Origin of the sequence: Streptomyces corynorhini (genome assembly GCF_003346515.1) — a bacterium.
Lineage (GTDB): Bacteria > Actinomycetota > Actinomycetes > Streptomycetales > Streptomycetaceae > Streptomyces > Streptomyces corynorhini.
The window spans coordinates 1-568 of the sequence record NZ_QQNA01000453.1; the positions used below are offsets into that span (position 1 = coordinate 1).

Below are 568 nucleotides of genomic sequence, written 5' to 3' on the forward strand. Positions count from 1 at the left end.
CCTCGCGCCCAGCGAGTTCATCGGCTCGATCATGGAGCTGTGCCAGGCCCGCCGGGGCACCCTGCTCGGGATGGACTACCTCTCCGAGGACCGGGTCGAGATCCGCTACACGCTGCCGCTCGCGGAGATCGTCTTCGACTTCTTCGACCAGCTGAAGTCCAAGACCCGGGGCTACGCCTCGCTCGACTACGAGCCCACCGGCGAGCAGACCGCCAACCTCGTCAAGGTCGACATCCTGCTGCACGGCGACAAGGTCGACGCCTTCTCCGCGATCACCCACCGCGACCAGGCGTACGCCTACGGGGTGCGGCTCGTCGCCACGCTGCGCGGGCTGATCCCGCGCCAGGCGTTCGAGGTGCCCATCCAGGCGGCCATCGGCTCCCGGGTCATCGCCCGCGAGACCATCCGCGCCATCCGCAAGGACGTCCTCGCCAAGTGCTACGGCGGTGACATCTCCCGGAAGCGGAAGCTGCTGGAGAAGCAGAAGGAGGGCAAGAAGCGCATGAAGATGGTCGGCAGCGTGGAGGTCCCCCAGGAGGCGTTCATCGCCGTCCTCTCCAGCGACGAG

Annotated in this window: 1 pseudogene; it reads left to right on the forward strand. The window is 67.8% G+C overall.

The window, feature by feature from the left end:
• A pseudogene (locus DVH02_RS34430) lies at positions 1 to 568 on the forward strand (elongation factor 4); the annotation flags it as partial.